At 61.5% G+C, this 21,958-nt stretch carries 22 protein-coding genes; 10 read left to right on the top strand and 12 right to left on the bottom strand.

From position 1 onward, the window contains the following. The first annotated feature begins 25 nt into the window (after positions 1 to 25). Positions 26 to 997, top strand: a complete 972-nt coding sequence (locus GEV39_RS25060) for a CobW family GTP-binding protein (protein WP_173891606.1) — start codon at positions 26 to 28, stop codon at positions 995 to 997. Here the strand turns inward: GEV39_RS25060 and GEV39_RS25055 are convergent, their stop codons facing one another. After that, positions 998 to 1,390, bottom strand: coding sequence for a DUF3301 domain-containing protein (locus tag GEV39_RS25055; protein ID WP_009683538.1), 393 nt, complete (start codon positions 1,388 to 1,390; stop codon positions 998 to 1,000). A 121-nt stretch (positions 1,391 to 1,511) separates the two neighbouring features. Here GEV39_RS25055 and pdxY point away from each other — a divergent pair, with 121 nt between their 5' ends. Further along, positions 1,512 to 2,384 carry a pyridoxal kinase PdxY gene (gene pdxY, locus GEV39_RS25050; protein WP_173891605.1) on the top strand — a complete coding sequence of 291 codons (873 nt, stop codon included), beginning with the start codon at positions 1,512 to 1,514 and terminating at the stop codon, positions 2,382 to 2,384. Here the strand turns inward: pdxY and GEV39_RS25045 are convergent. Continuing rightward, a complete protein-coding gene (locus GEV39_RS25045; RefSeq protein WP_009683536.1) occupies positions 2,381 to 2,866 on the bottom strand; it encodes an acyl-CoA thioesterase in 486 nt (161 codons plus the stop codon). The two genes, pdxY and GEV39_RS25045, sit on opposite strands and share 4 nt — an antisense overlap. A 136-nt stretch (positions 2,867 to 3,002) precedes the next feature. Beyond that, positions 3,003 to 3,212 carry a hypothetical protein gene (locus GEV39_RS25040; RefSeq protein ID WP_173887063.1) on the bottom strand — a complete coding sequence of 70 codons (210 nt, stop codon included), beginning with the start codon at positions 3,210 to 3,212 and terminating at the stop codon, positions 3,003 to 3,005. Here GEV39_RS25040 and GEV39_RS25035 point away from each other — a divergent pair. Next, entirely contained in the window at positions 3,207 to 4,967 is a 1,761-nt protein-coding gene (locus tag GEV39_RS25035; protein ID WP_173891604.1) for a cation:proton antiporter, read from the top strand. The genes GEV39_RS25040 and GEV39_RS25035 overlap by 6 nt on opposite strands. A 101-nt stretch (positions 4,968 to 5,068) precedes the next feature. Here GEV39_RS25035 and GEV39_RS25030 read toward each other — a convergent pair whose 3' ends face one another. The 5 genes from GEV39_RS25030 to zwf form a co-directional block, all read right to left on the bottom strand. Next, positions 5,069 to 5,476, bottom strand: a complete 408-nt coding sequence (locus GEV39_RS25030) for an SMI1/KNR4 family protein (protein ID WP_173891603.1) — start codon at positions 5,474 to 5,476, stop codon at positions 5,069 to 5,071. 114 nt (positions 5,477 to 5,590) lie between these two features. Then, the gene (locus GEV39_RS25025; protein WP_115295151.1) at positions 5,591 to 6,439 is read right to left on the bottom strand and encodes a Tim44 domain-containing protein; all 849 of its coding nucleotides are present in this window, start codon (positions 6,437 to 6,439) and stop codon (positions 5,591 to 5,593) included. Between the two features lie 176 nt (positions 6,440 to 6,615). Beyond that, positions 6,616 to 8,802, bottom strand: a complete 2,187-nt coding sequence (uvrD, locus tag GEV39_RS25020; RefSeq protein WP_009683531.1) for a DNA helicase II — start codon at positions 8,800 to 8,802, stop codon at positions 6,616 to 6,618. A gap of 133 nt (positions 8,803 to 8,935) precedes the next feature. Further along, on the bottom strand, positions 8,936 to 9,244 hold the full coding sequence (locus GEV39_RS25015; RefSeq protein WP_173891602.1) for a hypothetical protein: 309 nt from the start codon (positions 9,242 to 9,244) through the stop codon (positions 8,936 to 8,938). Between the two features lie 88 nt (positions 9,245 to 9,332). Beyond that, a complete protein-coding gene (gene zwf / locus GEV39_RS25010) occupies positions 9,333 to 10,775 on the bottom strand; it encodes a glucose-6-phosphate dehydrogenase (RefSeq protein ID WP_173891601.1) in 1,443 nt (480 codons plus the stop codon). 103 nt (positions 10,776 to 10,878) lie between these two features. Here zwf and hexR point away from each other — a divergent pair, with 103 nt between their 5' ends. Together hexR and GEV39_RS25000 are read left to right on the top strand one after the other, a co-directional pair. After that, positions 10,879 to 11,745: a transcriptional regulator HexR gene (hexR, locus tag GEV39_RS25005; protein ID WP_009683527.1), complete on the top strand. Its 867-nt coding sequence runs from the start codon at positions 10,879 to 10,881 to the stop codon at positions 11,743 to 11,745. A gap of 212 nt (positions 11,746 to 11,957) precedes the next feature. Further along, positions 11,958 to 12,176, top strand: coding sequence for a PA3496 family putative envelope integrity protein (locus GEV39_RS25000; protein WP_173891600.1), 219 nt, complete (start codon positions 11,958 to 11,960; stop codon positions 12,174 to 12,176). Here GEV39_RS25000 and GEV39_RS24995 read toward each other — a convergent pair. Then, positions 12,118 to 13,065 (bottom strand): LysR family transcriptional regulator, encoded by a 948-nt coding sequence (locus GEV39_RS24995; RefSeq protein WP_161891643.1) that lies wholly within the window; start codon positions 13,063 to 13,065, stop codon positions 12,118 to 12,120. The two genes, GEV39_RS25000 and GEV39_RS24995, sit on opposite strands and share 59 nt — an antisense overlap. Before the next feature lie 205 nt (positions 13,066 to 13,270). Here GEV39_RS24995 and GEV39_RS24990 point away from each other — a divergent pair, with 205 nt between their 5' ends. The 4 genes from GEV39_RS24990 (at position 13,271) to GEV39_RS24975 (ending at position 18,407) form a co-directional block, all read left to right on the top strand. After that, the gene (locus GEV39_RS24990) at positions 13,271 to 14,686 is read left to right on the top strand and encodes an acetyl-CoA carboxylase biotin carboxylase subunit (RefSeq protein ID WP_009684483.1); all 1,416 of its coding nucleotides are present in this window, start codon (positions 13,271 to 13,273) and stop codon (positions 14,684 to 14,686) included. Between the two features lie 97 nt (positions 14,687 to 14,783). Next, positions 14,784 to 16,592: a sodium-extruding oxaloacetate decarboxylase subunit alpha gene (oadA, locus tag GEV39_RS24985; protein ID WP_173891599.1), complete on the top strand. Its 1,809-nt coding sequence runs from the start codon at positions 14,784 to 14,786 to the stop codon at positions 16,590 to 16,592. Between the two features lie 214 nt (positions 16,593 to 16,806). Beyond that, positions 16,807 to 18,132, top strand: coding sequence for a type II toxin-antitoxin system HipA family toxin (locus GEV39_RS24980; protein ID WP_173891598.1), 1,326 nt, complete (start codon positions 16,807 to 16,809; stop codon positions 18,130 to 18,132). Next, the gene (locus tag GEV39_RS24975) at positions 18,129 to 18,407 is read left to right on the top strand and encodes a helix-turn-helix domain-containing protein (protein ID WP_009684487.1); all 279 of its coding nucleotides are present in this window, start codon (positions 18,129 to 18,131) and stop codon (positions 18,405 to 18,407) included. Before GEV39_RS24980 ends, GEV39_RS24975 begins: the two co-directional genes overlap by 4 nt. 49 nt (positions 18,408 to 18,456) lie before the next feature. Here GEV39_RS24975 and GEV39_RS24970 read toward each other — a convergent pair whose 3' ends face one another. Genes GEV39_RS24970 through GEV39_RS24960 form a run of 3 tightly spaced genes read right to left on the bottom strand, consistent with a single transcriptional unit; the run spans position 18,457 to position 20,222 of the window. Beyond that, a complete protein-coding gene (locus GEV39_RS24970) occupies positions 18,457 to 19,128 on the bottom strand; it encodes a GNAT family N-acetyltransferase (RefSeq protein WP_173891597.1) in 672 nt (223 codons plus the stop codon). 5 nt (positions 19,129 to 19,133) lie between these two features. Then, entirely contained in the window at positions 19,134 to 19,580 is a 447-nt protein-coding gene (locus GEV39_RS24965; RefSeq protein ID WP_173891596.1) for a GNAT family N-acetyltransferase, read from the bottom strand. A 12-nt stretch (positions 19,581 to 19,592) separates the two neighbouring features. Continuing rightward, on the bottom strand, positions 19,593 to 20,222 hold the full coding sequence (locus tag GEV39_RS24960) for an FMN-binding negative transcriptional regulator (RefSeq protein WP_173891595.1): 630 nt from the start codon (positions 20,220 to 20,222) through the stop codon (positions 19,593 to 19,595). 90 nt (positions 20,223 to 20,312) lie between these two features. Between GEV39_RS24960 and pdxR the strand changes: the two genes are divergently transcribed. Further along, positions 20,313 to 21,845 (top strand): MocR-like pyridoxine biosynthesis transcription factor PdxR, encoded by a 1,533-nt coding sequence (gene pdxR / locus GEV39_RS24955; protein WP_173891594.1) that lies wholly within the window; start codon positions 20,313 to 20,315, stop codon positions 21,843 to 21,845. Positions 21,846 to 21,958 lie beyond the last annotated feature (113 nt).

Raw genomic sequence — 21,958 nt, 5'->3', positions numbered from 1 at the left:
GCTTTGCTACTGTTTGAACCAGGCCATGCTGCAGAACATACCTACCCACGTGATTGCTGGCCCGCTCGGCGCCGGCAAAACCACCCTGATCCGCCATTTGCTGGCGCAGCGGCCGCCCAATGAGCGCTGGGCGGTGCTGATCAATGAATTCGGCCTGGTTGGCCTGGATGCGGCGTTGCTCAGCCGGGATGAAGACGGTGTAGCCATTGGTGAAGTGGCCGGTGGTTGTCTGTGCTGCGTGAACGGTATGCCGTTTCAGGTCGGGCTAGGGCGTCTATTGCGCAAATCACACCCTGACCGTTTGTTCATCGAGCCTTCAGGTTTGGGTCACCCGTTGCAATTGCAGGCACAGCTGCAGGCAGCGCCATGGGCTGGAGTGCTGACAATTCAGCCACTTGTCATGGTTTTGGATGCTCAGGCGGTGGTTCGCAACCAGCGGCTTTCCGATGCGCAACAGCAGGCGTTGAACGCCTGCGAATGTGTGATTCTGAATAAGTCAGAGGCTGTGGATGAATCAACTAAGTTGTTGATAAGTAATAAATTTAGCAGCAGGAGAGTGCTGTGGGCGGTGCAGGGTGAAGTAGCGTTTTGTGGCCTACCCCAAGCACCTTCACAGATTGTTGACAGCCCGCTTTCCGCCGTCAGGATTGTCGACAATCTGGAAATAACCACAGGTGCGGTCTGGGCCGACCCCACCCAGCCGGTCTGCCTGGCCCAGCAAGGTGAGGGTGGTTGGAGTATTGGCTGGCGCTGGCACCCCAGCCAGCAGTTTTATCCACAGCGGCTAAGCACGTTCTTGCAGAATTTGCCCTGGCGACGCGCCAAGGGGGTTATCCACAGCCCGGAGGGGTGGCAGGCTTTCAACGGGCTGGATGGGGGCTTGCCCGCCTGGCAGCCCAGCGAGTGGCGCCGGGACAGCCGCATCGAGCTGATTTTCGATCAGGCGCAATCGCAAGCGGCGCTGCAGGCCGCTTTGCGTGAATGCTGCATCAGCTGATCAGTTACGCCAGCGGTTGTGTTCCTGGCGCCATTGCTGCATCTCGATAACGTTGTCGGTGCGCGGCGGGGTCTTGATCTCGAACGGGTAGGGTGCCAGTTCTATCTGCACGCTGTGCGCACCGAACTGTGTCACGCTACCGGGGTGGCGCTGCTCGCCAGTGACGGTGAACTCGAAGGCATAGATGCGGGCCAGGCGCTTGCGGCCATTGGCATCGCGCACAAAGCCGATGCGCTTGAGCGCCACGGCGTCGTCAAGCAACTCGAGGTCCAGTTTGGCGCAATGCTGTTTGACCCGTTCCAGGGCTTTCTCGCGCAACCCATGGTTGTGCCACAACCAGGCGCCTGCCGTGGCTACCAGCATCAGGACGAAGAGGTTCTCCAGGGTCAACATTTGCTTATGCTCCAAACAGGTAGATCCAGCTTAACTGCGTCCCTGGCCTGTCGTACAGGTAACAATCGAGTTCATACTGCGTCGCGCACCATTCTTTGAAACAGCTTTGGAAAACACCCGCATGAAACGTACTCCGCACCTGCTCGCCATTCAGTCCCATGTGGTGTTCGGCCACGCCGGCAACAGCGCCGCGGTGTTCCCCATGCAGCGGATCGGGGTCAACGTGTGGCCGCTCAATACCGTGCAGTTCTCCAACCACACACAGTATGGCCAGTGGGCGGGCGATGTGCTTGCTCCAGCGCAAATTCCTGCGTTGGTCGAAGGTATTTCCAACATCGGTGAACTGGGGCACTGCGATGCGGTGCTTTCCGGGTACCTGGGCAGTGCCGAACAAGGGCGGGCGATCCTGGCCGGGGTACAGCGGATCAAAGCGGTGAACCCCAAGGCGTTGTACCTCTGTGACCCGGTCATGGGGCACGCTGAGAAAGGTTGTATCGTACCGCCAGAGGTCAGCCAGTTCCTGCTCGACGAAGCGGTGGTCAAGGCCGACATCCTGTGCCCCAACCAGCTGGAGCTGGACAGCTTCTGTGGGCGCCGCGCGCAGTCGCTGGAGGATTGCGTGCACATGGCGCGCAGCTTGCTGCAGCGCGGGCCGCAGGTGGTCGTGGTCAAGCACCTGGCCTACCCCGGGCGGTGCGAGGACCAGTTCGAAATGCTGCTGGTGACGGCCCAGCACTGCTGGCACTTGCGGCGCCCGCTGCTGGCGTTTCCGCGTCAGCCAGTGGGGGTCGGCGACCTGACTTCCGGGCTGTTCCTGGCCAGGGTATTGCTGGGCGACAGCTGGGTGCAGGCATTCGAGTTCACTGCCGCCGCGGTGCATGAAGTGCTGTTGGAAACCCAGGCCTGTGCCAGCTACGAGCTGCAGCTGGTACGGGCCCAGGATCGCGTTGCCCACCCGCGTGTGCGCTTTGAAGCGCGGTTGCTGGCGTTTTAAATAGCGTCGGTTTTCAGGTCCTGGTAGCGCTTTTCCAGTTCCTGGCGGATCTGGCGGCGCTGCTGCCCCTGCAGGAAGCGGCGCTTTTCTTCGCTGCTTTGTGGCTGACGCGGCGGTACCGGCACCGGGCGGCGATTGTCATCCACCGCGACCATGGTAAAGAAGCAGCTGTTGGAGTGGCGCACCGAGCGCTCGCGAATGTTCTCGGTCACCACTTTGATGCCCACTTCCATCGAGGTATTGCCGGTGTAGTTGACGGACGCCAGGAACGTCACCAGCTCGCCCACGTGTACCGGCTCGCGGAAGATCACCTGGTCTACCGACAACGTCACCACATAGCTGCCGGCATAGCGGCTGGCGCAAGCATAGGCCACTTCGTCGAGGTATTTGAGCAGGGTGCCGCCATGTACGTTGCCAGAAAAGTTGGCCATGTCCGGGGTCATCAGGACGGTCATGCTCAGCTGGGCGTTTCCAGGTTCCATAAGGTGCTCACGGTTAGGTTGCGCTGAATCGGGCGAATGGAGGGGGTGATCTGCTGACACGGGTTTTCCCTCTTGTGAATTTGCCTCGTTGCTACGGGACGTTGCCGGGGGCGTAGCGGTCACGCTGATCATGCCATCAGCGGCGCTTTTCCAGCCGATCTGTTTCTGCATATTGCGTCGGCTTTTCGCAGCCGATCGCGATGTTAACCTGAGTACGCCCATGCACCATGGGCGTTCCTGCATTCAATACAGTATGTACTTGCTGCTCGCTCAGGTTTGCCCCGGCAGAGGAGCGATTTGCCCAGGCATTCATAAAAGACGAGAAAAGGAGTATCACGCCATGCATGCCATCAGCTTCATCCAGGACCTGGCAGTCATCATGCTGGTCGCTGGCGTGGTCACCATCCTCTTTCACCGCCTCAAACAGCCGGTAGTGCTTGGTTATATTGTCGCCGGCTTCATCATCGGCCCCCACACCCCGCCATTCGGCCTTATCCACGACGAAGACACCATCAAGACCCTCGCCGAGCTGGGGGTGATCTTCCTGATGTTCTGCCTGGGGCTCGAGTTCAGCCTGCGCAAGTTGTTCAAGGTGGGCGCCACGGCGTTCATCGCGGCGTTCCTCGAAATTGTGCTGATGATCTGGATCGGCTTCGAGATCGGCCGCTGGTTTGGCTGGAACACCATGGACTCGCTGTTCCTGGGTGCCATCCTGGCCATTTCCTCGACCACCATCATCGTCAAGGCGCTCAACGACCTGAAGATGAAGAACGAGCGCTTTGCCCAGCTGATCTTCGGCGTGCTCATCGTCGAGGACATTCTTGGCATCGGCATCATTGCCCTGCTCTCAGGTATCGCCGTCAGCGGCACGGTCAGCTCGGGGGAGGTATTCTCCACTGTCGGCAAGCTGTCATTGTTCATGATCGTTGCCTTGGTCATCGGTATCCTGCTGGTGCCGCGCCTGCTGGCCTACGTGGCCCGGTTCGAGAGCAACGAGATGTTGCTGATTACCGTGCTGGGGCTGTGTTTCGGCTTCTGCCTGCTGGTCGTCAAGCTCGAATACAGCATGGTCCTGGGCGCCTTCCTGATTGGCGCGATCATGGCCGAGTCACGCCAGTTGCTGAAGATCGAGCGCCTGATCGAACCCGTACGCGACCTGTTCAGCGCCATTTTCTTCGTCGCCATCGGCTTGATGATCGACCCGCAGGTCCTGGTCGAATACGCTTGGCCGATTGCGGTCATTACCCTGGCGGTGGTATTGGGCAAGATGGTGTCCTGCGGCATGGGCGCGTTCATCGCCGGTAACGATGGGCGTACCTCGCTGCGTGTGGGCATGGGGCTTTCGCAGATTGGCGAATTCTCCTTCATCATTGCCGCGCTGGGCATGACCCTGCAGGTAACCAGCGACTTCCTGTACCCCGTGGCGGTCGCCGTATCGGCTATCACCACCCTGCTTACGCCCTACCTGATCCGCGCAGCCGACCCGCTTTCGCAAAAGCTGGGCAATGTCGTGCCTGGGCGCCTGGCGCGGGTGCTGTCGTTGTATGGCGAGTGGTTGCGTAACATTCAACCGCAGGGCGAGGGTGCCATGCTCGCGGCAATGATCCGGCGCATCCTCTTGCAGGTTGGGGTGAACCTGGCACTGGTGATCGCGATCTTCTTCAGCGGCGGCTATTTTGCCGGGCGCATCGGTAACTGGCTCAGCGAATGGGTCAGCGACATCAGCCAGCAGAAGGCGATGATCTGGGGCGCGGCGTTGTTGCTGTCGCTGCCGTTCCTGATCGCGGCCTACCGCAAGCTCAAGGCGCTGTCGATGCTGCTGGCCGAGATGGGCGTGAAGCCGGAACTGGCCGGGCGGCACACCCAGCGGGTGCGGCGGGTGATTGCCGAAGTGATTCCGCTGCTGTCTTTACTGGTAATTTTCCTGCTGCTGTCGGCACTGTCAGCGAGCATCTTGCCGACCAACGAATTGCTGTTGGTGATTGCCGTGGTCGCTGCGGTGGTAGTGGCCTTGCTGTGGCGCTGGCTCATTCGCGTGCATACGCGCATGCAGATCGCCTTGCTGGAAACGCTGGAGAACAGCCGCGAGAACTCGCACTGAGTGCCACCCGGCTGCAGCGACAGCGGCGCCTACCGGTTCACCACACGCTTGGCCGTTGTGGGTACCTGTAGGCGCCGCTGCACCGGAATCGGTGGGGAAGATCAGCTTTCCAGCCACACATCCCGTGCCCAGTGCCATACCGATTCCCAGCTGTCCTCACCGACCTGCTCTTCCTCAGCCTCCCACAACACTACGGTGCCATCTTCCTCGACACAGTAGTAGTCGTCGCCGTCCTGGCACAACGGGATCAGCTCACGCGGTACGCCCGCATCCCAGGCGTTGGCCGCCACATCTGGCAGGTAGGTGTGCGACTGTGGATCGGTGCACGTTACCGGCTCCAGTGAGCCATACACCACATCGCTCACAGTCAGCAAAAACTCTTTGAACACGTATGGAATGTTGATGAACAGCTGCTCTTCGATCTCTACCAGCTGATCCTCATCGGGAAGCTCCAAAGGTACCGGCACCGGCTCGTTGGCTTCACGGAGTTGTTCGATCACTTCTTCCACGGTTCACTTCCTCTGACCTAGATGACAACTTTGCGCGTTATACCCTAGTAGGCCACTCTGACAAAAGCAAAAACCCCGGGCCATGCCCGGGGTTCTTGGTACGGCGCGCAGCGGTTAGCTGTTTTGACGGATACCGGCTACCAGCCAAGGCTGGTTCTCACCTGGGGCACGCACCATATGCCAGCTTTCGCTGAACACTTCGCCCTGGTCGAAGCGCGAGTTTTTCGACACGCCACGGAAGGTCAGGGTGGCGTCGGTGCGGTCTGGGCGGTCATCGACGCCGTCCAGTTGCACTTCGAGGTTGTCGATGTAGGTGGACTGGAAGCCATCACCCAACTCGGCGCGCTCACGCTTGAGGAACTCCAGCATCTGCGGCGTGACGAACTCGGCGATCTTGTCCATCTCGTTGGCATCCCAGTGCTGCTGCAGCGACTGGAAGTGGTTGCGAGCGGCGGCCAGGAAGCTCTGTTCGTTGAACCAGGCAGGTGCGTTGATCACCGGGGCGGCGGCAGGCGCGGCCGAACCACCGAACACCGACGGCTGGGCAGGCTGGCCGTGGGCTTCACGCTGCATCGGCGCGTGGCCTGGCATGGCCATTTGTGGTTGCTGCTGGCGACGACGCGCGGCAATGAAGCGGAACACCAGGAAGGCGATGAGCGCCACGATCAGGAAGTCCATGATCTGGAAGCCCTCGAAACCGTCGCCCATGAACATGGACGCCAGCAAGCCGCCGGCGGCCAGGCCAGCGAGTGGGCCCAACCAGCGCGAAGCACCGCTGGCGGCCGGGGCGGCACGACCAGGTGCGGTCGGCGCGGCGGCTGGCGCGGTTGGTGTGGCCTGGCGGGTCTGGTGAATAGGCGCGGAGCCCGAGCTCTTGCCGCCGCCGAAACGCTTGGCGTTGGCGTCCAGGCTCAGCGTCAGGCCGACGCAAAGCGCCAGTGCGATGCTAAGAAAACGTTGCATAATTGGGATATCCCCTGTTGTGGATTGCACGCGCGTCATGGTGCACAGGTTCCCGGGCACATGACCAGCGACATAATGTTTCCAGCTTTTGCCTGAATGTTACAACGCCGGCACCGCCGCCCTTGAGCGCGCTCCCAAAAAGGCAGCCGCTGCAAGGAACAGTACTGGCACAGGCGTCAGATCGCCTCGAGTTTGGCATACCCCAGCATCAGCCATTTGCTGCCTTCGGCAAAATTCACCTGCACCCGTGCCTGGGCGCCGGAGCCCTCGAAGTTGAGGATCACACCTTCGCCAAACACCGCGTGCTGCACCCGCTGGCCGAGGTTGAAGGCGGTTTGCGGGATGTTGGCGTTGTCGAACAGGTGGCTGTTGGTGGCTGTCTTGGGGGCGCCGAATGGGCGGCTGACGCTGTTGGAAAGGCGTACTTCCTGAACCAGCCCCGGTGGAATTTCGCGAACGAAGCGCGACACCTTGTTGTAGGTTTCGCTGCCATACAGGCGGCGTGTCTCGGCATATGTCATGACCAGTTGGCGCATCGCACGGGTGATACCGACATAGGCCAGGCGACGTTCCTCTTCCAGGCGGCCAGGTTCCTCGAGGCTCATTTTGTGCGGGAACAGCCCTTCTTCCATGCCGACCAGGAATACGTAGGGGAACTCCAGGCCCTTGGCGCTGTGCAAGGTCATCAGCTGGATGCTGTCCTCATGTTCGTCCGCCTGGCTGTCGCCGGCTTCCAGCGAAGCATGGCCGAGGAAAGCCGAGAGCGGAGAGAGGTCGGCATCTTCTTCGGTGGATTCGAAGTTGCGCGCTGCGCTGACCAGTTCCTCAAGGTTTTCTACCCGAGCCTGGCCCTTTTCACCCTTTTCTTCCTGGTGATAGGTAATCAGCCCGGACTGCTCGATGGTGGTCTGGGTCATGGTATGCAGCGGCATGTCCGCAACCTTGGCAGCCAGCCCTTCGATCAGTTCGATGAAGGCCCCCAATGCGCTGGCGGCGCGGCCTTTCAGCGCCTTGGCGGCGATCAGCTGGCACATGGCCCCCCACATGGAAAGCTGGCTGTGGCGGGCGTGCTCGCGGATGGCTTCGACGGTTTTTTCGCCAATGCCACGTGGGGGGACGTTGATTACCCGCTCCAGTGCGGCATCGTTGCCACGCCCTTCGATCAAGCGCAGGTAGGCCATGGCGTTCTTGATTTCGGCGCGCTCGAAGAAGCGTTGGCCGCCATAGATGCGGTATGGCACGCGTTCGCGCAACAAGGCTTCTTCCAGCACCCGTGACTGGGCGTTGGAACGGTACAGGATGGCAATGTCGTTGCGCGCGTTACCCTGCTTGATCAGGCCTTCGATGGTTTCTACCACGTAGCGCGCTTCGTCGTGCTCGTTGTAGGCCGCGTACAGGGTCAGGGGTTCGCCTTCACCCAGGTCGGTCCACAGTTCCTTGCCCAAGCGCCCGCTGTTGTTGGCAATCAGCGCGTTGGCAGCCTTGAGGATGCCGCCGGTGGAGCGGTAGTTCTGCTCCAGGCGGATCATTTCGGCGTCGGGGAAGTCGGCGGTGTACTGGTGGATGTTCTCGATCTTGGCACCGCGCCAGCCGTAGATCGACTGGTCGTCATCGCCCACCGCCATCAGGCTGGCGCCACCGCGCGCCAACAGGCGCAGCCAGGCGTACTGCACGGCGTTGGTGTCCTGGAACTCGTCGACCAGCACGTGCTGGAAGCGCCGCTGGTAATGCTCCAGCAGGCCCGGGTGGTCACGCCACAGGTCCAGTGCGCGCAGCAGCAGCTCGGAAAAGTCGATGACTCCGGCGCGTTCGCAGGCCTGCTCGTAGGCGGTATACACCTCGCGCATGGTGGCCAGGAACAGATCGCCGCCGGCCTGGATATGTTGCGGGCGCAGCCCCTCGTCCTTCTGGCCGTTGATGAACCACTGGGCCTGGCGGGCCGGCCACTTCTGTTCATCCAGGCCCAACTCGCGCATCACCCGCTTGATCAGGCGCTGTTGGTCGTCGCTGTCGAGGATCTGGAAGTTCTGCACCAGCCGCGCTTCCTGCCAGTGTGCCCGCAGCAGGCGATGGGCCAGGCCGTGGAAGGTGCCGACCCACATGCCAGCTGGGTTGATGCCCAGCAATTGCTCGATCCGCTGGCGCATTTCCGCGGCGGCCTTGTTGGTGAAGGTCACCGACAGGATCGAGTGCGGCGAGGCCTGCTCTACCTGGATCAGCCAGGCGATACGGTGCACCAGCACGCGGGTTTTACCGGAACCGGCGCCGGCAAGCACCAGTTGACGCCCGAGCGCGGCCGCTACGGCCTGGCGTTGGGCATCGTTGAGGGAGTTCAGCAGGAGGGAGAGGTCGTCTGTGTGCATCCGGCCATTCTAGGGCGCGGCAGGGAAGGGGTAAATGGTACTGTATAAATACTCACCTGCCCAAGCGCCGAACGGTGCATGCGCAAGCCCGCCACGCCGGGCGTGCAAGCTGACGTGGCGGTTGTCAGCGAAATCAAGCAGTGATCAGGATTTCGTCGATTTGTGCAAGCAGCGTGCCTTCGTGGAAAATCTCCACGCTGGCGATGGCTTCAGCGCCGGTTGGCATCTCGAAATGCACCTCCTTGTCACACAACATCTGGATGAAGCTGCCGCCTTCCGATTTCAATTCCAGGTCCAGGGCCAGGGTACCCGGTTGCCCGTCGCGCTTGACCAGCACGGGGTCGACGCCAGGGTTGGCAACGGTGACCGTACCTGCAACCCGCACCCGCGCCCCTGGGGGCATTCTGTCATGTTGGGCTTTCCAGTTCTTGCTGTTGATCATGTCTGCAGCTCCATTAGTGCGAAGGGCGAAATGCGCCTTCCGACCAGAGCGTGCAACAAGCCCCAGCCCAGCCACAGCGTGAAACTTTTCAGCTATGCCAGACCCTGCCATGGCGTGCCAGCAGGCTGTTAGCCTGCTCTGGCCCGTTGCTGCCAGCCGCATACGGGCGTGGGGCCTGGAAGTGTTCTTCACAGCCCTTGATCACGGGGTCGATCCAGGCCCAGGCGGCTTCAACTTCATCACGGCGCATGAACAGCGTGGAGTCGCCCTCCAGCACATCCAGTAACAGGCGCTCGTAAGCCTCCCAGCGGCGCGTCTGGCTGAAAACCTGGGCCAGGTTCAGGTCGAGGTCGACCGGCTCTAGGCGCATGCCCTTGCCAGGGCTTTTGGTCATCATGCGCAGGCTGATGCGTTCCTCTGGTTGCAGCTGGATCAACAGCTGGTTCACCTGGCCACCGTTGAACAGCTCATGGGGCACCGGCTTGAACTGAATGACGATTTGCGACGAGCGCCGTGCCATGCGCTTGCCCGTGCGCAGGTAAAACGGCACGCCGGCCCAGCGCCAGTTGTCGATGTGTGCCTCGATGGCGATGAACGTTTCGGTGTCGCTGTCATTGTCGACGTCTTTTTCGAAGTAATAGGCCGGCACTTCCTGGCCGCCGATGCGCCCCGGGCCATATTGGCCGCGGACCGTCTTGTCCTGCACGTCCTGGCCAGTGATCGGCTTGAGTGCGCGCAGTATCTTCACTTTTTCGTCGCGTACCGCTTCGGCCTCGAACTGCGCGGGTGGCTCCATGGCCACCAGGCACAGCAACTGCAGCAAATGGTTTTGCAGCATGTCGCGGATCGCGCCAGCCTTGTCGTAATAGCCGCCGCGGTTCTCTATACCCAGGGTTTCGCACACGCTGATTTGCACGTGATCGACCTGGTTGTTGCGCCACACCGGCTCCAGCAGGGCGTTGGCAAAGCGCAGCGCCATCAGGTTCTGCACGGTTTCCTTGCCCAGGTAGTGGTCGATACGGAATACCTGGGTTTCTTCGAACACCGCGCCAATCGCCTCGTTGATGGCGGTGGCCGATTCCAGCGAGTGGCCGATCGGCTTCTCCAGCACGATGCGCGCTTCGCCATCGGCCAGGCCGGCCGTGTGCAGGTGGTTGGCAATGGGGACGAACAGCTTGGGTGCGGTGGCCAGGTAAAAGATGCGCGTGAGCCCGCCGGGTTCGCCCAGGTAGCGCGCCAGGCGGCCGAAATCGGCGCTCTGCGACGCGTCCATGGGGAAGTAATCGAGGCGTGCGGAAAAACGCTGCCACACTTCTTCGTCAAAGTCGGTGCGGGCAACCTGTGCCCGGCAGTGGCGCTCGGCGAGCTTCAGGTAGTCATTGCGTGGCAGGTTGCGGCGGGCCAGTGCGATGACGCGTACTGCTGGGTTGAGGCGGGCCTCGCGGAACAGGTGGTAGAGCGCCGGAAGCAGTTTGTGCAGGGCCAGATCGCCGGTGCCGCCGAATACCAGAATGTCGCAAGGAATAGTCAAACCACCACTCTCCACGTTCGTTTAACTGGGCGGGTTGGCGTCCATGTAGTATAACTACAAGAAAGCTACAACCCGGCCAGCCGATCATAACCGAGTCCAGCCCGTGAATCTGTTGCAACATATCGCCCAATCGCGCCACCTGCTGCGCAAATCGGAACTCAAAGTGGCCGACCACGTGCTGCTCGACCCGGCTGCCGTCATGCACAGCTCCATGGCCGACCTGGCGCACAGCGTAGGTATCAGCGAACCCACCATCGTGCGTTTCTGCCGGGCCATTGGTTGCACGGGCTTTCAGGACCTGAAGCTGAAGCTGGCGCAGAGCCTGGCCGCCGGGGCCAGCTTCGGCCAGTTCGCCATCCACGAAGACGACTCGGTCGCCGACTACAGCCTGAAAATCTTCGACACTACCCTGCACACCCTGATGGAGGTGCGCGAGCACCTCGACCCGCTGGCGCTGCAGCAGGCGGTGAGCGCCATGGCGCAGGCCCAGCGTGTGGAGTTCTACGGCTTTGGTGCCTCGGGGGCTGTAGCGGCAGATGCCCAGCACAAGTTCTTTCGCCTGCTGCTGAGCGCGGCGGCGTATTCCGACCCGCACATGCAGGCCATGTCGGCGGTGACCTTGAAGCCGGGCGATGTGGCCGTGTGTATCTCCCAGTCCGGCCGCTCCAAGGACCTGCTGATCACCGCCAACCTGGTGCGCGAGAGCGGGGCCAACCTGATTACCCTGTGCCCCAGCCAGACGCCGCTGGCCGAATTGTCGACGGTCAACCTGGCGATCGACGTGCATGAAGACACCGAAATCTATACCCCGTTGACCTCGCGCATTGCCCACCTGGTGGTGATCGACGTGCTGGCCATGGGTGTGGCCATGGCGCGTGGGCCGAGCCTGGTCAACCACCTGAAAAGCGTGAAACGCAGTTTGCGCAGCCTGCGTTTGTCGCCCAAGTCGATCAAGGCTACAGACGACTGAATTCAATCTGTACCGGCCTCTTCGCGGGCGCGCCCGCTCCCACAGGTACTGTGCACCTTTTGCAATTGGCGCGATGCCTGTGGGAGCGGGCAAGCCCGCGAAGGGGCCGGCACCGGCAAAGCAGATTTCACTGTTTTGTCACCATTTCACCGCTAAACCGTAAACCTGCCAGGCCAGTCTGAAGCTCCCGCATCCTAACTGGGAGACAGGCAATGGCTCGTGACTTCGACGGTACGTACCAACCCAACGCCAAGGCTCGCAAGCAGCAGGAAAAGGATCAGCGCCGCATGGAATATCGGCGGGCGATCGAAAGCTATTGCGACCAGCGTCAATTGCTCCGCGAACTGGCGGACTACCCAGACCTGCAAGCGCTCACGGTGTGGCAGGCGTCTGCGGCAGTCTCCCCGAAAAACGCTCAACAAGCCCGCTGATCAGCGCACGTTCGCCGCGGATGAACGCCAGAAAGGCCAAGGCTACCGGCGACTGGCGCTTGGCCTTGGCCTGTACCACGCACCAGCTGCGGTACAGGGGCAGCTCTTCCACCGGCAGTTCGGTCAGCACGCCAGTGGCCAGTTCCAGGTTCACCGCGTGGCGGGTCAGCAAGGCTACCCCCAGACCCGCGATCACGCATTCGCGTTGGGCATCGGCCGACGCCACTTCCAGGGTCTGGGTGAAATGCACGCGCTTGTCCTTGAAGTACTCCTCGCATGCTTTGCGCGTTCCTGAGCCCTGCTCGCGGACCAGCAAGGTATGCGGTTCCAGATCTTGCAGGCGCAGCTGCTCCAGCTTGCACAGCGGATGCTGTGGCGGCGCCACGGCCACGATCGGGTTGTTGAGGAAGGGCAGAAACTCCAGGCCCATGTCCTGCGGCACCATTGACATGATGATCAGGTCATCGCGGTTGTCGGAAAGCCGCCGAATGGCCTGGGCACGGTTGACCACCGTCAAGGTCAGGTTGACCTCCGGGTGGCGTTGCTTGAAGGCCGCGAACAGGTGCGGAACGAAGTACTTGGCACTGGACTCGACCGCCAGCTTCAATTGACCCTGCAATGAGCCCTGCATGTCCGACAGCTGCATGTCCAGGCTTTCCAGCCGGCCGAAGATATCGCGGCTGGCACGCTGCAGGGCCTCGGCTGCTTCGGTCAGGTAGAGCTTCTTGCCAACGTACTCGAACAGTGGCTGGCCAATCAGCTCTTCGAGCTGCCGGATTTGTAGACTAACGGCGGGTTGTGTGAGCGCCATTTCTTCCGCAGCGCGGCTGTACGACCGCAAATCACATACTTCGTTAAAGATCTGTAGTTGACGTAAAGTCATACGCATCAAGGACTTACGCATATTCGTCGGCTCATCGGCAATACCTTGTTACCCAACTATAAGCTTTTGCTAATACAGCCCCTAACAAATATTGATTTTTGTTTATCAACCCACGGCGCTAGGGTGAATACGCGACTGGCCAGCCAACGTCTGGTCACGCGCCGACCGGTAGAACCGGCTCGACTGTTCCTACGGCTTTGGGAAGACTCCAGTGATAAAAAAAATCCTGATCGCCAACCGAGGTGAAATTGCAGTTCGGATCGTGCGTGCATGCGCCGAGATGGGCATTCGCTCGGTAGCGATCTATTCCGACGCCGACCGCCACGCCCTGCACGTCAAGCGTGCCGACGAGGCGCACAGCATTGGTGCCGAGCCGCTGGCCGGTTACCTGAACCCGCGCAAACTGGTGAACCTGGCGGTGGAAACCGGTTGCGATGCCCTGCACCCGGGCTATGGCTTCCTGTCGGAAAATGCCGAGCTGGCAGAAATTTGCGCCGAACGCGGAATCAAGTTCATTGGCCCGGCCGCCGACGTGATTCGCCGCATGGGCGACAAGACCGAAGCACGCCGTACCATGATCGCCGCCGGTGTGCCGGTAACCCCGGGCACCGAAGGTAACGTTGCCGATATCCACGAAGCCCTGAGCGAAGGTGACCGCATCGGTTACCCGGTCATGCTCAAGGCCACTTCGGGGGGCGGTGGCCGGGGTATCCGCCGTTGCAACAGCCGTGAAGAACTGGAACAGAACTTCCCGCGGGTCATTTCGGAGGCAACCAAGGCATTTGGCTCGGCCGAAGTGTTCCTGGAAAAATGCATCGTCAACCCCAAGCACATCGAGGCGCAGATTCTCGGTGACAGCTTCGGCAATGTGGTGCACCTGTTCGAGCGCGACTGCTCGATCCAGCGCCGCAACCAGAAGCTCATCGAAATCGCCCCAAGCCCACAGCTCACCCCCGAGCAGCGCGCCTACATCGGTGACCTCGCGGTGCGCGCAGCCAAGGCAGTGGACTACGAAAACGCCGGCACCGTGGAGTTCCTGCTCGCCGATGGCGAGGTGTACTTCATGGAAATGAACACCCGGGTGCAGGTGGAGCACACCATCACCGAGGAAATCACCGGCATCGACATCGTTCGTGAACAGATCCGCATTGCTTCGGGCCTGCCGTTGTCGGTGAAGCAGGAAGACATTCACCACCGCGGCTATGCGTTGCAGTTCCGTATCAACGCCGAAGACCCGAAGAACAACTTCCTGCCCAGCTTTGGCAAGATCACCCGTTACTACGCCCCTGGCGGCCCGGGCGTGCGCACCGACACGGCGATTTATACCGGCTACACCATTCCACCGTTCTACGACTCCATGTGCTTGAAACTGGTGGTCTGGGCGCTGACCTGGGAAGAAGCCATGGACCGTGGCCTGCGGGCCCTGGATGACATGCGTGTGCAAGGGGTGAAAACCACCGCTGCGTACTACCAGGAAATTTTGCGTAACCCGGAATTCCGTAGCGGCCAGTTCAACACCAGCTTCGTCGAAAGCCACCCTGAACTGACCAACTACTCGATCAAGCGCAAACCCGAAGAGCTGGCCCTGGCCATCGCCGCTGCCATCGCCGCCCACGCAGGCCTATGAATGCAGCAGCAAGCTGTAAGCGGCAAGCTGCAAGTAGAAGCAGATCAGCTTTTCTTGCAGCTTGTAGCTTGAAGCTTGCCGCTACGAGGAGATAACAATGTCCAAGAAAATTCACGTAACCGACACGATCCTGCGCGACGCCCATCAGTCCTTGCTGGCCACCCGCATGCGTACCGAAGACATGCTGCCGATCTGCGAAAAGCTCGACAAGGTCGGCTACTGGTCGCTGGAAGTGTGGGGCGGTGCCACCTTCGACGCCTGCGTGCGCTTCCTCAAGGAAGACCCGTGGGAGCGCTTGCGCAAGCTGCGCGCTGCGCTGCCCAACACCCGCCTGCAAATGCTGCTGCGCGGCCAGAACCTGCTGGGCTACCGCCACTACAGCGACGACGTGGTCAGGGCCTTCGTTGCCAAGGCCGCGGTCAACGGCATCGATGTATTCCGTATTTTCGACGCCATGAACGACGTGCGTAACCTGCGCGTGGCCATCGAAGCGGTCAAGGCCGCTGGCAAGCATGCCCAGGGCACCGTTGCCTACACCGTCAGCCCGGTGCACACCATCGAAGCCTTCGTGAACCAGGCCAAGCAGATGGAGGCCATGGGTTGCGACTCGATCGCGATCAAGGACATGGCCGGCTTGCTGACGCCGTTCGCCACCGGTGAACTGGTCAAGGCCCTGAAGGCCGAGCAGTCGCTGCCGGTGTTCATCCACTCCCACGACACGGCTGGCCTGGCTGCCATGTGCCAGCTCAAGGCAGTGGAAAATGGCGCCGATCACATCGACACCGCCATTTCCAGCTTCGCCTGGGGCACCAGCCACCCAGGTACCGAGTCGATGGTCGCTGCGCTCAAGGGCAGTGAGTTCGACACCGGTCTGGACTTGGAGCTGTTGCAGGAAATCGGCCTGTACTTCTACGCGGTGCGCAAGAAATACCACCAGTTCGAAAGCGAATTCACCGCGGTGGATACTCGCGTGCAGGTCAACCAGGTTCCCGGCGGGATGATTTCCAACCTGGCCAACCAGCTCAAGGAGCAGGGCGCCCTCAACCGCATGAACGAAGTGCTGGCCGAGATTCCGCGGGTCCGCGAAGACCTTGGCTTCCCGCCGCTGGTCACCCCGACCTCGCAGATTGTCGGTACCCAGGCGTTCTTCAACGTGCTGGCCGGCGAGCGTTACAAGACCATCACCAACGAGGTGAAGCTTTACCTGCAGGGTGGCTACGGCAAGGCCCCGGGCGTGGTCAACGAGCAGTTGCGCCGCCAGGCCATCGGCAGCGAAGAGGTGATCGACGTGCGCCCGGCCGATCTGCTCAAGCCGGAGATGACCAAGCTGCGTGGCGATATCGGTGCCTTGGCCCGGTGCGAAGAAGACGTGCTGACCTTCGCCATGTTCCCGGATATCGGGCGCAAATTCCTCGAAGAGCGCGAAGCCGGCACCCTGACCCCGGAAGCCCTGCTGCCGATTCCGGAAGCCGGTGTGGCTGCCGCCCCAAGCGGTGAAGGCGTACCGACCGAGTTCGTCATCGATGTGCACGGTGAAACCTACCGCGTCGACATCACCGGTGTGGGTGTGAAGGCCGAAGGCAAACGCCACTTCTACCTGTCGATCGATGGCATGCCGGAAGAGGTGGTGTTCGAGCCGCTCAACGAGTTTGTCGGCGGCGGCAGCAGCAAGCGCAAGCAGGCCAGTGCCCCAGGCCACGTCAGCACCACCATGCCCGGCAACATCGTCGATGTGCTGGTCAAGGAAGGTGACATAGTCAAGGCCGGCCAGGCGGTGCTGATCACCGAAGCCATGAAGATGGAGACCGAAGTGCAGGCGGCCATCGCCGGCAAGGTCGTAGCCATCCACGTGGCCAAGGGCGATCGCGTTACACCGGGCGAGATCCTGATCGAGATCGAGGGCTGATACAGGCCCTCATCTACAAGCGGTTTACCTCTGGGGAGCGAATGCTCCCCTTTTTTTGGGGTCGAATATGCATTTTAATGCAGGAATAGCGTGAATGTTTGGCCATGTCTGCATTAAATTGCAGAATTTAGACTGAAGCATCATGGATTCTGCACTATGATGCAGATTCATCGACCGAGTCGGTTGTCCGCATGCGGTAAATTGCAGGTGAACCATGTACAGACTCACGCTTCAACTCCATGATCAGGCGCAGTGGCATGATGCTGTGGCCATCGCCTTTGTCGAGCCTGAAAAGGGCCTCTCCAGCCCCTGCGAGTTCGGCTATACCTCCGAGTACGTCAAAACCCACCTGGAGGCATACGACAGCCTGTTCTGCCAGGCGGCAAGCGCGAGGCTGCCGGTGGATTTTGGTTCTCATCGTCTGCAGCATGCTCCCGCGTTCCTTTACGACATCGCACCCGCCGGTGCCGCCAAGCGCTTCCTGCTCCGGCATATCGGCCGTGAGAAACCAGAAGGCATGGGGGATGACCTGTTTCTCCTGGGGCGGTCCACTCCGGCGCCCATCGGCAACCTGCGCATCAAGGAGTCGGATGAGCTACTGGATTATGCCGACCCCATCGGGTTTGCCCGTCAGGATGTGATCACCCGCGATCAACGGTTTCTCGAATACGCCTATGAGCGAGGTGCTGCCATTGGTGGCGCGACAGGCGCCGGTGGGGAGGCGCCAAAGCTGTTGATGACCGAGGCAGAAAACGGCCTGTTGTATCCGGACGCGGTGCTGGCGGATGAACGTGCCCGGCGTCACTGGTTCATCAAGTTCGCCAGGAACCAGGCACTGGCTGATGATCAGCAGATACTGCGGGCCGAGTATCTCTACTACAAGGCGTTGCAGCAGCTTGGCATCGAAACGGTGGCCACTGAATACATGGCGCTGGAAGAAGGCACCAAGCCCAGCCTGTGGCTGGAACGCTTCGACCGGCAGGTTTGCGCGCAGGGTGTGCAACGCTTTGCTGTGGAGTCGATGTACTCCCTGTGTGGCGTGACCGAGCCTGGCAGCCGAATGGGGCACCTGGAGGCGATTGAGGCGCTTGCCGGGTTGTGGAAACTGGCCGGGCAGGGGAGACAGCTGCCTGACCTGGTTGCCGATTATCTGCGGCGCGACCTGATCAACAAGATCTTGGGTAATGCCGATAACCACGGACGTAACACTGCAATCATCCGTACCCGTGACACCGTGCGCCTCGCACCGATCTACGACCTTGCACCGATGGTGATGGATCAGGAAGGGATAACGCGAACGACGAAGTGGCCAGCCTCGATAGAGCGGGCTGGCGATATCGACTGGCAGGCTGCCTGTACTGCACTGACCGAATTTGTCGACCCGGGCGAAGCTTTTGAGCGTCTGCGGCTGGATGCCCGGCACCTGTTGGCATTGCCGGATATCTTGTCCGCCCTAGGGCTGCCTGATGCGGTGATGAATCACCCGGCAATTGTGCTGGGCAGGCTTGAGCGCCGGATGGCTGAATGGGGGTTGGCATGACGGTTTCCATCGATGCCCGTGGGCTACTGATCGACGGAGTACGCGAAGGGATCGCCAACGGCAGTCTTGAGCTGGGTGCTGCCGTGCGGCGGCTGCGTGTGGAGGTGGCGAAGATGCAGCAGACTCAGTTTGCACGCATGTGCAAGATTTCCGTGCGTACGCTGATCCAGATCGAGCAGGGCGGTGGTAACCCCACGCTGAACTCGTTGAACGCCGTGTTCAAGCCATTTGGCTTGCAGATGGGGGTCGTCAGGCGCGCGAGTCTGATCAGGTAAGCCACTGCACCGATCACAGGCCCGTGAGCCCGTGATCGGTTGTGCAGGGTCAGTTCCTGCGGCAGGCCTCAAGCGTTCGTGCCTGCCCTTGCGGGCGCTGGTTCTCGGCACTCAACCACCGCTCGAAGCCGGCCGCCACCTGCGGCCACTCATCATCGGTAATCGAGTACCACGCCGTATCACGGTTGTGGTCCTTCACCACCAGGTGCTTGCGGAACACCCCTTCAAAGACGAACCCGAACCGCTGCGCTGCACGCTTGGAGCGGGCATTGGCGTTATTGCACTTCCATTCCAGGCGGCGGTTCCCGAGATCGAAGCTCAGCTTGGCCAGCAGGTAGACGGCCTCGGTGCTCCTGGGTGTGCGCTGCATGGGCGCGCCGAAGGCGATGTGGCCGATCTCGATGCGGCCATGGTCAGGCACGATCGACATCAGGCTGAGAATGCCCTGAGCCATGCCGCTGGCGCGGTCGATCACGGTGAAATACAGCGGGTCGTGGCCGGCGGCGTTACCTTGCAGCCAGCGGTCGAAGTCAGCGCGTTCGGTAAACGGTCCGTAGGGCAGGTAATCCCACAGTACCGGGTCAGAGCCCGGGCCTTGCAGGGCAGCCCAAAGGTCGCCGCCGTGGCGCACCGGGTCGAGTTTTTCCAGGCGGATGAAGCGCCCGTCGATGGGCTCGGCCTTGGGGGATGCGGCGGGTTTCCAGTGCAGTGCGTCAGTCATGTGGCCTACAACCCTTTGCGGAATTGGATGAAGCCCGGGCGCTCGGCAACCTGTTCGTACAGGCTGATGGCGGTGGCGTTGGTTTCGTGGGTCAGCCAGTGCACCTTGTTGCAGTTGTCGGCCTTCGCTGCAGCATAGACATGTTCGATCAGCTGGCGGCCGATGCCCAGGCCCCGCTTTGCGCTGTGCACGTAAAGGTCCTGCAGGTAGCAGGCATTTTCGATGCTCCAGTTGGAGCGGTGGTAGATGAAGTTGACCATGCCCACGGCCGTGCCATCCACCCAAGCCAGGGCCGAATGGGTTGGCTCGTTGGGGTCGAGCAGGCGCTGCCAGGTACTGAGGCTGACGTCATCGGCCAGTTCGGTTTCGTAGAAGTGTAGGTAGGCCTGCCACAAGGCATGCCAGGCGGCGTGATCTTGAGCAGTGACGGGGCGCAGGGTAACGCTGGGCATTGGGCTAGTCCTTCACAGAAGGCGCATGTGCGCGGCAAGTTGATTGTCCAGGTGGTCGGGGCTGGCGCTCAGGCTTTCGCGCACGCCGGCAATGTCCTGCTCAGCGCGGTTCTGGCTCAGCTTGCGCGCGCCTTGCAACCGCTGGATCGGCAGGCGAATGCCGACAATGGCGCGGAGCATGCCGTCTATATAGTCGGCGGGCGCATCGCTCACCTGCCACGGCTCACTGCGGCCGTGCTCATGGCGGTCGGTAAGCCGGCTGACTATCGCCAGCAATGGCTCGGCGTCGTGGATCACGTCGGCTACCCCATAGGCGTGCACGGCCAGGTAATTCCAGGTTGGCACCACCTTGGGGTTCTCGGCCTTGCTCGGGTAGTAGCCGGGGCTGACATAGGCATCGGCCCCGGGAAACACCAGCAGCGCTTCGGCCCCCTGCGCCAGGTCCTGCCACTGCCGGTTGGCCCTGGCCAAGTGGGCATACACGGTGCCGAACTCGCCTTCTGCGGGGTCGAGCAACACCGGCAAGTGGGTGGCCAGCAGGCCCTGCTCGCCATGGCTGACCAGCACGGCCAGACGCGTGTCGAGCATGTGCCGCTGCAGCCGGGCGAGGTCGTGTTCCTGGTGTGGCTTACTGTTGTACATGGCCTGAGTCCTTGTCGAATGCTCCCATCCTAGGCAGGCTAATGGTTCTGGATAAGAGCCATTACTGCCTGTTTTCATAGGTCCAATGCCATGCACGAGAAGCCCCTCATTCTGCCTTTCGACCCGGCCGGGATTTCGCTTGATCGCCGCCGCGGGTTGAGCCAGCAGCTTTACCAGGCGCTACGCGAGCGGGTGCTGGACGGGCGGCTGTGCAGCGGCACACGGCTGCCTGCCACCCGAGACCTGGCAGCCGTGCTGGGGTTGTCGCGCAACAGCGTTGTGCGCGCGTATGACCAGTTGTACGCGGAGGGCTACATCGAAAGCCGAGTGGGTGACGGCACCTACGTAACCCAGCTACCAAAACTATCCACACAACTGTCCACAGGGTTATACCAGGGGTTATCAACAGGTTTATCCACATTCGGCCCTGAAAATACTGAGGATTTATCCAGCCAGCACGGTTGGAGCGAGCCTTTGCAGCGCCTGAAAAATCACCATCTGCCGCCCCCCAACCAGGGCGCGCCGCGGGCTTTTCGTGTGGGTATACCTGCCTTCGATCTGTTCCCCTTCGACGTTTGGGCCAAGCTGCAAGCGGGTTTCTGGCGTAACCCTGCGCCTGCACAGCTGGGTTATGGCGACCCGGCGGGTGAACCGGCACTGCGCGAGTTGATCGCTGCCTACTTGCGCCGCTCGCGGGGGCTGACCTGTACCGCTGAGCAAATAGTGATCACCAGTGGCGCGCAGCAGGCCATAAGCCTTTGTGCACAGTTGCTGTTGCAGCCTGGCGACAGGGTGGCTGTGGAAAACCCGGGCTACCGGGCGGCGGCGCACGCCTTTTCAGTGGCGGGTGCTCAGGTCGCCGGCGTCCCGGTGGATGAAGAGGGTATGGAGTGCGCACGGTTGGGCCAGTTGCCGGGTTGCCGGTTGGCCTATGTCACGCCCGCCCATCAGTACCCGACCGGGGTAACCATGAGCCTGGCCCGGCGCCTGGCGTTGCTGGGCTGGGCAGAACGCAACGATGGCTGGATCATCGAGGACGACTACGATGGCGAGTACCGTTACAGCGGCGCGCCCCTGGCCCCGCTGGCTGCACTCGACCGGGCCGGCCGGGTGTTGTACGTGGGCACTTTCGGCAAGATCGCCTTCCCGGCGCTGCGCTTGGGTTACCTGGTATTGCCGGCGCAGTTGGCACAGGCCTTCAGCCAGGGTAAGGCGTTGGCAGTACGGCATTCGGAGGTCAGCAGCCAGTGCGTGATGGCCGAGTTCATGGCCCGTGGGCATTTCCAGCGGCATATTCGCCGCATGCGCAAAGCGGCGTTGAGCCGACGCAATGTGCTCAAGGCCGGCTGGCCTGTGGATATTGCCGGGTTGGGTAGCATGCCCGCAGTGGCCGCTGGGCTGCACGTGAAAGTGTCTGTGGATAACTTTGCCCGCGAACAGGCGCTGGTGGCCAAGGCAGAGGCAGTCGGCGTTGAAGTGACAGCGTTGAGCAATTTCTGGCTGGCCGATAGCGAAGTGCCTGTGGATAAGCGTGCTGGCCTGGTGCTGGGGTTTGCCGCGGTGCCGGAAGGTGAGATTGCCGCGGCATTGATGAAATTGCGCAAGGCTTGGCGCAAGGGTTGAGGCTGCCTGCCTCTTCGCGGGTAAACCCGCCCCCACAGGTATGGCCGGGTGGTCTCAGGTGCGGCGCATATCCTGTAGGAGCGGGTTCACCCGCGAAGGGCTGCAAGGCAGCC

It is taken from the genome of Pseudomonas sp. NY5710 (assembly GCF_013305665.1).
Classification (GTDB): Bacteria; Pseudomonadota; Gammaproteobacteria; order Pseudomonadales; family Pseudomonadaceae; genus Aquipseudomonas; species Aquipseudomonas juntendi.
Note: the sequence above shows the minus strand (reverse complement) of the source record. Positions and strands in the feature narration are given on the sequence as shown.

Coding starts and splice junctions, on each gene's coding strand:
- pdxR (WP_173891594.1), top strand. CDS start 20,313: ATGCACGAGAAGCCCCTCATTCTGCCTTTCGACCCGGCCGGGATTTCG.
- pdxY (WP_173891605.1), top strand. CDS start 1,512: ATGAAACGTACTCCGCACCTGCTCGCCATTCAGTCCCATGTGGTGTTC.
- GEV39_RS25055 (WP_009683538.1), bottom strand. CDS start 1,390: ATGTTGACCCTGGAGAACCTCTTCGTCCTGATGCTGGTAGCCACGGCA.
- GEV39_RS25035 (WP_173891604.1), top strand. CDS start 3,207: ATGCATGCCATCAGCTTCATCCAGGACCTGGCAGTCATCATGCTGGTC.
- GEV39_RS24995 (WP_161891643.1), bottom strand. CDS start 13,065: ATGCGTATGACTTTACGTCAACTACAGATCTTTAACGAAGTATGTGAT.
- GEV39_RS24965 (WP_173891596.1), bottom strand. CDS start 19,580: ATGCCCAGCGTTACCCTGCGCCCCGTCACTGCTCAAGATCACGCCGCC.
- GEV39_RS24980 (WP_173891598.1), top strand. CDS start 16,807: ATGTACAGACTCACGCTTCAACTCCATGATCAGGCGCAGTGGCATGAT.
- GEV39_RS25015 (WP_173891602.1), bottom strand. CDS start 9,244: ATGATCAACAGCAAGAACTGGAAAGCCCAACATGACAGAATGCCCCCA.
- GEV39_RS25060 (WP_173891606.1), top strand. CDS start 26: ATGCTGCAGAACATACCTACCCACGTGATTGCTGGCCCGCTCGGCGCC.
- uvrD (WP_009683531.1), bottom strand. CDS start 8,802: ATGCACACAGACGACCTCTCCCTCCTGCTGAACTCCCTCAACGATGCC.
- GEV39_RS25025 (WP_115295151.1), bottom strand. CDS start 6,439: ATGCAACGTTTTCTTAGCATCGCACTGGCGCTTTGCGTCGGCCTGACG.
- GEV39_RS25045 (WP_009683536.1), bottom strand. CDS start 2,866: ATGGAACCTGGAAACGCCCAGCTGAGCATGACCGTCCTGATGACCCCG.
- oadA (WP_173891599.1), top strand. CDS start 14,784: ATGTCCAAGAAAATTCACGTAACCGACACGATCCTGCGCGACGCCCAT.
- GEV39_RS24960 (WP_173891595.1), bottom strand. CDS start 20,222: ATGTACAACAGTAAGCCACACCAGGAACACGACCTCGCCCGGCTGCAG.
- GEV39_RS24975 (WP_009684487.1), top strand. CDS start 18,129: ATGACGGTTTCCATCGATGCCCGTGGGCTACTGATCGACGGAGTACGC.
- GEV39_RS25000 (WP_173891600.1), top strand. CDS start 11,958: ATGGCTCGTGACTTCGACGGTACGTACCAACCCAACGCCAAGGCTCGC.
- GEV39_RS24970 (WP_173891597.1), bottom strand. CDS start 19,128: ATGACTGACGCACTGCACTGGAAACCCGCCGCATCCCCCAAGGCCGAG.
- GEV39_RS25040 (WP_173887063.1), bottom strand. CDS start 3,212: ATGCATGGCGTGATACTCCTTTTCTCGTCTTTTATGAATGCCTGGGCA.